Below are 10582 nucleotides of genomic sequence, written 5' to 3'. Positions count from 1 at the left end.
TAGCACAACTTGCTGCACTGAACCCCCGTTCCTCCGGCCCACCGCCCTCCCCGCTAAATCCAGGGGCTCAAGCATCCTCCCCTTCCGCATCCCCATCGACATTTGAACAACAAACGGCAATCGAAGGGGGACGCAGGGCCTCGATTAGTTCGATAACCTCCTATGATACTGCCGCGAGTCCCTTGGGCAAATATGTCCAGTATATCCTGATGTCTATTAAAAGCCGTTGGCTCGGTCTCGTGTCAGACCCGAATAAAATCGGCCTTTTAAAGGTCGGCAATGTCCGTGCGAAATTTGACCTCCTAGCCAATGGCACGGTGACAAATATCCGGCTTGTCAGTGATAGTAACGATGTGATTTTTACGGGACTATGCCACGACGCCATCTATCGTGGAGGAGTCCCGTATAACCCTTTCCCGTCAGAGGTAGCAGCAACTCTGGGGGATAAAAAAGAATTTGAAATTAGTTTCGCACTCTATTAGCTATCCCCTACCTATGTTTGAATTCATTACAAAAGGCGGTATTTTCATGTATCCAATCTTGGCGTGTTTAGTCGTCGGACTCGCCATTATATTGGAAAGGGGTGTCGCCCTTGTCCGGAAAAAAATAGTACCCTATAGCATTATCGATGCGACTGAGGCCGTCCGTGACATCGACGATATTCCGACATTAAAGAAAATTTGCGAAGATGATAAATCTGCCTTGGCCACCGTGATCTTAACAGCCATCAGCCATTTTGACTGGCCAAAAAATGAAAATTTAGAGGCGATCCAGACAAAAGCTAGGGTCGAAATTAATAAAATGGAACGTGGTTTGGTCTTTCTGGAAATCTGTATCGGGATCGGACCCCTGCTTGGTTTGCTCGGGACAGTGTCCGGATTGATGCGGATTTTCCAAGGCCTTGGGACAGCCTCCAGTGATTTGCAAACCCAGATCATCGCCCATGGTATTGCGGAAGCCTTAAATAATACCGTCGCGGGGATAGGCATCGCCATTCCCGCGCTGATCGCCTGGAGTTATTTCTCCCGGAAGATCGAAAGTGCCGGGGTCTTGATGGAAAGTGTCTGTACAGATCTTTTATCCAAAGTTTATAGGAGCTAGTTTTTTTGTCTTATGCAATTTGTCGTTAAAAGAAAACGTACCCCCCAGATTATCCTTGTGTCTCTCATGGACATCTTGGCTATTCTCTTGATTTTCTTCATGGTGACAACGACCTTTAAAAAGGCTTTACCCGAGGTCCAGCTCAAGCTCCCCGAGGCAAAACAATCACAGGATGGTAGCAATCTAGAAAATGAACCTCTCATCCTGACTATCGATAAGGATGATAAAATGTGGATTGCCGCTACGCCTGTGACTTTTTCGAACCTTGACCAGACTTTTAAAGATGCCAAAGAAAAACAGCCAAATCTGACTCTTGAAATCCGCAGTGATGAAAAAGCAACCTTCGGCACGATTATCAAGGTGATGGATGCTGCCAAACTCGAGAAGATCGATAATATCAAGGCTCTTACCCGTAAACCGGACATTCAAGAGGTTAAGTAATGATTCTTGAGATCGTCAGGTACGGGCATCCTGTCTTGTGGCAGAAGGGTAAAAAAATCACTAAAATCACCCCCGAAATCCACGAGTTCGCTGACGACATGCTCGATACCATGTATCATGCTGCGGGGGTCGGTTTGGCAGCCCAACAGGTAAATCAAGCTTTGCAAATGGCCGTGGTGGATATTTCAGGGGCGGATCGGCCTTCTAAAATGTGGTTCTCCGGTGTCGAAGTGGATCCTGAGGATTATATGCCCCTGATCCTGATTAATCCCGTCATCAAACCCTCTGGTGAACTCGAAAGCGGGACGGAAGGATGTCTGAGTTTCCCAGAAATCGGTGGTAATATCCTGCGCGCGCCAGTTGCCGAGGTCAAAGCCTCCAAACTCGACGGATCCATCCTGCATTTTAGGGCTGCTGGCCTTTTGGCCCGTGCGATCCAGCACGAGGTGGACCACTTGAATGGGATCCTTTTTATCGACCGCATGATCCAGCGTGACAAAGAAAAGGCCAAACCCTCCATACGCAAATTGCTGAAACAAACCCGTGCAGAACTCGGACTTAAAGACTAAAGTTTTATCCATGCCCTTATTCATCTCTATTCTCCAAAGTCTCAGTACAATGAGCTTTTATGCGAAAGTCATCGACCATTCATTCGGTCAAATCTTTTGGTTACTCTTCCGCTTTATTATCATCATCATCGTGGCCAATGCCCTCAGCATGATTCCGTTTGCCAAACAAATCGCAGAGGAAAGTGGTGCTTGGGTCGAAAAAACCCTCCCACCTCTGACCATAAAAGCGGGAGTCCTCTCTTCGGAATCCACAACCCCTTTTATCTATAAGGGTAAAATCGAGGCAGCTACTGGCGGGAGTGAACCCTATGAGCTGGTCATTGACACTTCCTCGACAAATTATCCTACGATCACGTCCTCAAATCTTTCAATGACCTTCGCCGTAGCTTCCCAAGGCATCCAGATGGAGGCACTCAAAGGCCCTTTCCCCGCGAAACAAGAGATTACCTTCAAGCATCTGCCGGATGGCCGGATCAATGCCAAATATGTCGAGGACTACCTCTCAGCCAGCCTAAAGATGATCATCTTCGTTTTTGGCCTTTTTTTTGTCGGGTTCATGATCCTCTTCTACGGCTTCTTTATTAATCTATTTTTTATCGGGAGCACATTTGCCCTTGAGAAACTGACCGGTTCTTTCCTGACAATCAGTCAGATTTCAAAAATATCATGTTGTGCGACTATCCCTGCACTACTCATCTGCTCAATCTATTTTTGGGTCCGCTTTTTCCTGATCGATATCCAGCTTATTTTCCTTCTGGTTTACGGTATCTATTTCCTTTTAGGAAGCACAGCCGCACGGCGGCGACGTTTAGCTGAAATCGTCCGTAATAACGCCTGTGACGATGATGAAATGTAACGGGTCAAGCGATCCCGAGACTTTGCGCCCCGAGACTCTACCCTGTAGCTCTGCCTCCCGAGATAACGCAGCAATTTGCGCCCATCTAGGGAATTTGAATCCACTGACTTAACCGTGGTCGATTCGTAGAGGTAGAATTCATCAATCAATCCCGCTTTAAAAAAGGATTCCAGCACCTTTACCCCGCCTTCAATCAGACAAGAGGAAATATTTTTACCGGCCAGCCACCGTGCAATTTGCTGCGGGACCAATCGGCCTTTTTGTTTGGGAAATGATTTTCCGCTGAGATGGAGCGTTTTATTGCGGAATTCATCCGAGAGCAATTTGCTCGTGGCTGGCACGAGTCCTTTTGAATCAAGGATAATACGCCAGGGTTGCTCCTTACCCTTAGAATCGTAACCGTGTCGGAGGGTGAGTGAAGGGTTATCCGCAAGAACAGTTCCGGCCCCCACCATAACGGCATCAGTCTGGAATCTTAAATAATGGGCGTGTTTTCGGGAAAGAGCTGTGGTGATCCATTTACCGGGGTGCCCATTGATTTTGTCGTCCTTAGTCAGGGCGATTTTTCCAATGAAATACGGGCGTTTGAGGATTTTATGAGTAAAGAAAATGCGGTTAAGGGCCAGACACTCATCCTCCAAACATCCGGCATCTACTTGTATCCCAGCATTCCCGAGGATTGCGAACCCTTTTCCTGCATGCCGCTTATCAGGATCGAGACATCCGATGACCACCCGCGCAAATTGCTCACGAATAATTAAATCGGTGCAAGGTGCGGTGCGGCCAATTGAAGAACAAGGCTCCAGGGTTACATAAATCGTGGCCCCCGCGCAATTTGCTTTTCGTGCTTTGGCGTCCCGGACGGCATTAACCTCCGCATGGGCAAGACCTGCTTTTTGGTGGTAACCTTTCCCGATTATTTTCCCTGCTTTAACAATCACAGCCCCCACCATCGGATTTGGGGAAACGGTGCCAGCCCCTTTCATGGCTAAATTCAGGGCCTGCCGCATGAATCTCCCGTCTATCCGATCTGTTTTTTTCATAAATCTCCCAGAATAAAGTATCCCCTATTCCGTGAATAAACTCCGGACAAATTCCTTTGGTTGGAATGGCTGCAAATCGTCGGCTTGCTCGCCTAATCCGATGAATTTGACAGGGATTTTGAGTTCATTCTGGATTGCGACAATGATGCCACCTTTACTGGTCCCATCTAGCTTGGTTATGACTAATCCAGTTAGCGGGGTAATCTTGTGGAATTCGCGCGCTTGATTCAGGGCATTAGCACCGGTGGAACCGTCCAGCACCAGGATCGTCTCGTGTGGCGCATCCGGGATTTTTTTACCGATAACACGACGGACTTTTTCGAGTTCAGCCATGAGATGCGCTTTATTATGGAGGCGCCCGGCTGTATCAATCAAAATAACGTCCGACTGATTTGTCATACCTTGGGTCACCCCATCATAAGCCACCGAAGCGGGATCAGCCCCATAGGTGCCGAGGACAGAATGTATTCCCAAGCGTTCACTCCACATTTTGAGCTGTTCAATCGCCGCAGCCCGGAATGTATCCGCCGCCACAAGGGTAGGCTTCTGTCCGGCATTTTTGAGGCGGTACCCGATTTTGGCACAAGTCGTCGTTTTTCCCGTACCATTGACTCCGACCACGAGAATAACCGTCGGGCCGGTGGAGGCTGTTGCCAGGGGATATTCCTCATTGTCCCCATAGACAGAGAGGATTTCATTAATGGCTACTTCACGTAAGTCATCGACCTTTACGGTCACACTGGCACGTTCACGGACAGCTTTCATGACTTTCTCCGTCATGGAAAGTCCGAAGTCAGCCTGGAGCAAGGCCGCCTCAAGCGAATCAAAATCCAGTTTTTCACCGCTAAAAGCCCTGACTATCCCGACCCGCGCTTTTTGCAGCCCTGTTTTCAGCTTATTGATTATTCCAAACATGACTTTTTAAATTCCTTATTAAAGTAAAGGTCTATACATTCTCCTGCATGATTTTCCTCGCAGGCAATCCGCGAGACTATAACCCGCCACTGTTACTGATGCAAATTGTAATCTCTCATTCTTGCCCCAACGACAAGGGGTGTCCCCTATTTTTTGTCAGGCCTGGCTTTCCGTATGCGCATGGGCAAATTGCTTTGGGCACTTACCGGGAGGGAGTTTGTGATGGTAAGTCATCTGGATAAAACGAGAAAAAGATGTAGCCAAAAAGAGGCCTTCGAGGTATCCATTTCCTTCATGACCCCGATGACATCGCTCCGAGCCTCACTCTTTTCATATAACACGGTTGAACGCCTCCTGTTGGGCGATTTTTTCCATACGGTACAATGGAAAAGTGTGGCCAATGAGATCTCCGTTTATCCAAAAGACTGGCCTCTGATCGGGATAGGAACGACTAATTGGTTCAAGCGAAATGGGGAAATCATTATCCAAGGGACTGTCGGTGAACCGAAGGTTTATTGGTCTGATCCGGAGGGGGTTTCCCCCATGCACATTATCGATATCACACGGCAACGCCCTTCTGAATCAGGTCCGGTGCTTCAAACCCCTTCCTTGGGCGAAAACGGCGATATTCCTACATTTCCATTCCTCGCGGCAGCGGTCTGTGATCCCTCTACCGTTCAGACATGGGAAACCCCCGAGACAGACCATCTCCACGAATGGATCCAAGAAAAAATGATTGAATCTAATATCGGTTTGGCCGCAGTCCACGTGAATGGACCATTCGACTTTGTCAGCTATGCAACGGCTTTTTACCTTCCCTTAGAAGGACTCAAACTCACCGACGGCTACAATGCCAAAAATAACCTTAAACTCGCTGAATACGGCCCCGGACAATGGAGTGTCGGCGGGATATACGCCGCAAACCCAACGGTCCAAAATATTATCTCAGTAGCTACTCATCCCCTCCATATCCACGGTTTTGAAACTGGTTCGAATTGCGGTGGGCACATTGTACGGATGAAAACCGGCGGGGTTAAAATCTCCGTCTGGCCACTCAAAGACCTCGTCATGGAAATCAAAAACCTCGACGTCTCGTGGCAACCCATCCGGAATCTGTCTTTGGCTTGAGATATCAAGGGAGCAAGAATCACAAAAGCTCCCGATTATTTCTAGTAGTTCAGGATAAGGAATTTTAAGCTCAAGCCGCTTTCAGGCTCTTGAGTTGTTCAACTCTTTCGTAAGGGACACGGACTTTGCCCATAAGCTCGGGGCCCTTCAAATGCCCATGGCAATCTGAACCTCCAGTCGCGGCAAGATTGAGCTCGTGGCAGATTTTGAGGTAACGCATATTCTGTTTTTCATCATGACGAATATGCCAGACCTCAATGCCTTGGAGACCTTGAGCGACGAGATTGCGGATGCTGGTGTCTACGTGGGTAATCCCGGGATGGGCCAAAATAGCTACCCCGCTGGAGGCTCGGATCACCCGGATCGCTTCTTTTGCGGATATCCTTGGTTTCTCCACAAAAGCAGAACCCGACCTGATCAAATACCTGCCGAAAGCATCATCGATCGAGTGGGCATAACCTTTTTGCACGAGGGCCATGGCGAGGTGGGGGCGACCGACCGTGCCTTTATCTGAGTAAACCTTCATATCCTCTTCGGAAATTTGAAGCCCCAAGGCCTGGAGTTTTACTAACATCCTGCTCACGCGTGTGAGGCGGTGATTTTCCTGGTCCTTTAGTGAGGATAAAAGTACAGGATCATCCATATCCACAAAATATCCGAGGATATGGATTTCACGGCCATTAATCTCTGAAGTGATCTCCACCCCGTTAATCGTTTCCACTCCATACTCTTTTCCAGCCTGATGAAAGACTTTTAACCCTTGGACGGTGTCATGATCGGTCAGGGAAATCGCCCTGAAACCCTTTTCTGCTGCCCTACGAACCACCTCACTGGGCGAATCAGTCCCATCCGAGCAAGTCGAATGGAGATGAAGGTCGCATATATTCTCTTGTTTGGTCATTAGTTTTTATCCACTGCATCTAGGGCTTTGTCGTGCGTGCGTGTTTGGGTTTTGATTTTTGTGTAAGTATAGAGTGCGGCCCCCGCAAAAATCAATTCAGCAATTACAAAAGCTAGTGCGTACTCAATACCGCCCGCACCAAATCCATAACTGTGCAGCCCTACCCCCAAAACAAAATTAACCCCATACCAAGCCATAAGAATAGCCATGAATCCAATCACCGAACCGATGGCCAATCCAAAACCACCCCACCAACCGGCAATCCGTCCATGCAAGATAAATAAGTAACTCATAAAGGCCACCAATGCCCAAGTTTCTTTCGGATCCCAATCCCAGAAGCGGCCCCAAGAATAATTTGCCCAGACACCACCAAGAATCGTACCGATGGCTAACAATAAAACCCCGATCTGAATGGTTTTATAGAGGTAATTATAGAGTGAGGCCTCAATAGTATGTTTTTTTGAGAAGAGGACTTTTCCGAGAATAATATGGGCCACTCCCAAAGCGAGGGCAAATGCTGCATAAGAAGATGTGATCATCAGCACATGCACAGTAAGCCAGAAATTATGCTGGAGCACGGGCATCAAAGGCCGTATCGAGTCATTCAAGACATTCGGCAGGGAGTCCGCGAGTAAAAGAGATAAAATAGAGACGGGTAAAGCACCAAGCAGATAATAACGACAGCGATATTTCCACTCGAGGATAATAGCAAAAATCGAGACACCAAAGGATAACCAGATGACTGTCTCATACATATTTGTCACCGGCGCCCTCTCCGAAATAATAATACGCATGACAAATCCGGATATTTGGAGCAATAAGCCCGTCAATACCAGTGCCCAAGCAATCCGATAACCCTTTTTCTGATTCATAATCGCCAGCAAGGAAACAAATGCCCCCAAATAAGCGATCCAAGCCCAGCGGAAAGGATGGAATTTAAAATAAAAATTCTCTAAATGCACTTTCCACGGGCTAATACTCGCTGCGGGGTTAATTCCTCCGGCAAGCTCTTTAAACCGGGTAGCAGCCACCTTAAATTCAGAAGGATCATTTTTTAGGTATGCCGACCTCATCTGGTCAAAGGCTTCCGCCACAGGCAATGCCTGTTCCTTCTGGTAGGCAGAACCTAGTAACTGCACGGGGATAAACTCGATACTCCCGTTCGGCGCAGGAGGAATCACCCGGTACGCATCACCTGACACAAGCCCTTCAAAAATATGCAAACGGCCTGAAACCGACTCTACATCCTTTTGTAGGGGGTCGAGTTTATCATTGGGTTTTTGGCGTTTCTGTTTTTGCAGGCTCTCAAAGGCTCTCACAAATTCCTGATTTGAGACTATCGACTCGAAAGAGGCTAATTTCTTTTTCCCATCCATCCCGAGCAATTTGCGTAAGGGCTGGTAGTCCACGAGGATGATTTCTTCCTTGGACCATTTTTGTGGATTAAACCAGATTTCCAAAAGAACCTCACCGGCAGGAAGTATTTTTTCTGAGAAACTGGGTTTGAATTCCTTTTTACCGGTCAATGACTGGAGGGTTTCGGCTGTGAAAACACCGAATGGTTTCTGGCGTCCGCCTGATTGGATAACGAGCCCGTCTAATGTCGTTGGATCAACTTGAGCACTTAACCATACGGGTAAAAAGAGGAGTAAGGCGGGTAATAGAGAAAAAAATCGTTTCATCATAATATTGTTGCCGTATCAGTGGTGGGGTTAATTTCCTTATTTTTAGAAGTGGCCGGTTTAGCATATGGTTTGCAGTAGAACATAATGAATATCCCTGCGCAAATACCCAATGAACCAATCCACTTAAAAAACCAGCCAGGGTCATACAGGACTTGGAGTGTGGTCTGGTTAAGGTTATTAGGATCCCATTGGGCTTGGGAAAATTTATAGGTCAACCCTGTAAGTGGACGCCACCATTCATTCGGATAAGTAGCTGGGTGATTCATTTTAGAAGTCTGGATGGAAGTATCACCAGTTTTAAGATGGTTGAACTGAATGGTACTGATATAATCCGCTGGATCATCGGTTCCTTGTCGTCGGGGAACCTGGAACTCCTGAAGAGTAATCAGGAATGGGATTTGATGAGCTTGGAGGCCAAATCCCACACGCTGTGGGCTGCCATCGGGACCTTCAAGAGTGACGACCTCTCCGCTGGGAATCCACTGAACCGGACCTTCCTGACCTTCAGATGTCCTGATCGAGGCCTTAAGAGCAGGAGTTAATGTTTTAGGATCCAGCGTCTGTACTTGGGTATCAGTGAGGACAACATTTTTTGTCAGAGGAATGGCTTTTTGAAAAACAGATAACGGAGTGACCGACCAATCAGCCCAACCGGGGATAATAGGCTCACCTTCAGTACTTTTCCCCGCCATAGTCACATATTCCCCTCTCATGACCATATACATGATTCTACCGTCGGGCTGGATAGCCATGATTAACTCTGGATGAGGTAAAGATTTTGATGCCCGTGGGCCTGGCTGGATACGGCCAGAGAGATTAATGAAAAGAGCCGGATTATTTTTCTCCTTACTCGCATTTCCCGGACGGCCCTTGACAATGGCGAAGTCAGTCCATCTTTCCGAAACTGAAACATTGACCCCATCTTCAAGGATAAATTTGGCGGGCAATTTAGCCGTTAGGTCGAAAGTCTTTTCGAGTCCCTCGGGTGAAATGATTTTCACACGGTCTTGAGTCCCCTCCTCAGCTACCAAAAAAGTAACGATATAACCGCTGGGTTTCCCCCATGAATTATCGATCACAGTAGATTCCGGACTCTTCGCGAAAACAATTTGATTTTCACTGAAAGGAATCCCTTCTCCGGGTTTAATCATTTTAGCAGGGTCAAAAGTGGGAAGTTCCTTGACGATCTTTAAAGTCGCCAATCCGAAAAGGTCGTAAGACTCGAGGCCTGAACCTTTCTTGAGCCAGAGAGGAACCTCAAAAGTCTGCGACATCATGGCACTTTGTAAACGGAGATTGACTCCCGGGACTGACTCGGGGTTATCGATGGCGGCCTCCAGATAAGGTTGAGCTTGGATACTCTCGGTATAATCACTGAGGATAATTTTCCTGTCACTGTCCGGGATTGGCATGACCACTGTTTTTTCCGGACGAGGAGGATGCATCGAGACATCGACATCAGTAATATAAGTCGCATGGTCCCTCGGACTATCGACTTGGAGGATGGTGCGGTTGGTAATAATCCGTCCAAGGGGTTTATCCTTATCGAGGGTTACATTCCCTTCAAAACCCCAGATACGACCGATCATGGCTCCGACAAGTAAAGTAATAATCCCGTAATGCGTCACAATAAATCCGAGGTGTTTATTCTGCCACGGCCACCGGGTCAATGTGACGGAAAAAAGATTCACGCAAAGAACAATCAACCAAAGATTAAACCACGGTGCTTTATAGATATATTCCTGGGCGACTTTGGTACTAAAGGATGATTCAGCAAAGGTCGCGATGGCGATGGCAAGGGCGATTGTGAAAATGAGAAACATGGCCAGTTTCAAGGAGCCAAGCTGGTGGACTAGCCACCAGTAAGGAGACTCTTTCTGCCTTTGCTTAATCAATTGTTCCCTTGTCGGTATGCCACCAGTATTTACAATCATCAGATGAAT

11 protein-coding genes are annotated in these 10582 nt (G+C 47.5%); 6 read left to right on the top strand and 5 right to left on the bottom strand.

Features of this window, described 5'->3' with window-relative positions; all coding sequences use genetic code 11:
• The 5 genes from SGI98_00395 to SGI98_00375 form a co-directional block, all read left to right on the top strand.
• On the top strand, positions 1–482 hold a 482-nt coding region (locus SGI98_00395), incomplete at its 5' end, for a hypothetical protein (GenBank protein MDZ4741860.1).
• A 13-nt stretch (positions 483–495) separates the two neighbouring features.
• Entirely contained in the window at positions 496–1101 is a 606-nt protein-coding gene (locus SGI98_00390) for a MotA/TolQ/ExbB proton channel family protein (GenBank protein ID MDZ4741859.1), read from the top strand.
• Between the two features lie 12 nt (positions 1102–1113).
• The gene (locus tag SGI98_00385; GenBank protein ID MDZ4741858.1) at positions 1114–1542 is read left to right on the top strand and encodes a biopolymer transporter ExbD; all 429 of its coding nucleotides are present in this window, start codon (positions 1114–1116) and stop codon (positions 1540–1542) included.
• Positions 1542–2111 carry a peptide deformylase gene (def, locus tag SGI98_00380; protein ID MDZ4741857.1) on the top strand — a complete coding sequence of 190 codons (570 nt, stop codon included), beginning with the start codon at positions 1542–1544 and terminating at the stop codon, positions 2109–2111. The genes SGI98_00385 and def overlap by 1 nt, the downstream gene beginning before the upstream one ends.
• Before the next feature lie 10 nt (positions 2112–2121).
• Complete coding sequence (locus SGI98_00375; GenBank protein MDZ4741856.1) at positions 2122–2967, top strand: DUF1189 family protein; 846 nt, start codon at positions 2122–2124, stop codon at positions 2965–2967.
• Here SGI98_00375 and ribD read toward each other — a convergent pair.
• Positions 2880–4010, bottom strand: a complete 1131-nt coding sequence (ribD, locus tag SGI98_00370) for a bifunctional diaminohydroxyphosphoribosylaminopyrimidine deaminase/5-amino-6-(5-phosphoribosylamino)uracil reductase RibD (protein MDZ4741855.1) — start codon at positions 4008–4010, stop codon at positions 2880–2882. The two genes, SGI98_00375 and ribD, sit on opposite strands and share 88 nt — an antisense overlap.
• 24 nt (positions 4011–4034) lie before the next feature.
• Positions 4035–4925, bottom strand: coding sequence for a signal recognition particle-docking protein FtsY (gene ftsY / locus SGI98_00365; protein MDZ4741854.1), 891 nt, complete (start codon positions 4923–4925; stop codon positions 4035–4037).
• A 153-nt stretch (positions 4926–5078) separates the two neighbouring features.
• Here ftsY and SGI98_00360 point away from each other — a divergent pair, with 153 nt between their 5' ends.
• Complete coding sequence (locus tag SGI98_00360; protein ID MDZ4741853.1) at positions 5079–6053, top strand: acetolactate decarboxylase; 975 nt, start codon at positions 5079–5081, stop codon at positions 6051–6053.
• Positions 6054–6123: 70 nt separating this feature from the next.
• Here the strand turns inward: SGI98_00360 and SGI98_00355 are convergent, their stop codons facing one another.
• Genes SGI98_00355 through SGI98_00345 form a run of 3 tightly spaced genes read right to left on the bottom strand, consistent with a single transcriptional unit; the run spans position 6124 to position 10573 of the window.
• Positions 6124–6954 carry a PHP domain-containing protein gene (locus SGI98_00355; protein ID MDZ4741852.1) on the bottom strand — a complete coding sequence of 277 codons (831 nt, stop codon included), beginning with the start codon at positions 6952–6954 and terminating at the stop codon, positions 6124–6126.
• On the bottom strand, positions 6954–8636 hold the full coding sequence (gene ccsA, locus SGI98_00350; protein MDZ4741851.1) for a cytochrome c biogenesis protein CcsA: 1683 nt from the start codon (positions 8634–8636) through the stop codon (positions 6954–6956). Before ccsA ends, SGI98_00355 begins: the two co-directional genes overlap by 1 nt.
• On the bottom strand, positions 8636–10573 hold the full coding sequence (locus SGI98_00345; GenBank protein ID MDZ4741850.1) for a hypothetical protein: 1938 nt from the start codon (positions 10571–10573) through the stop codon (positions 8636–8638). The genes ccsA and SGI98_00345 overlap by 1 nt, the downstream gene beginning before the upstream one ends.
• Between the last annotated feature and the right edge of the window lie 9 nt (positions 10574–10582).

This window comes from Verrucomicrobiota bacterium (assembly GCA_034440155.1).
GTDB lineage: Bacteria > Verrucomicrobiota > Verrucomicrobiia > JAWXBN01 > JAWXBN01 > JAWXBN01.
Note: the sequence above shows the minus strand (reverse complement) of the source record. Positions and strands in the feature narration are given on the sequence as shown.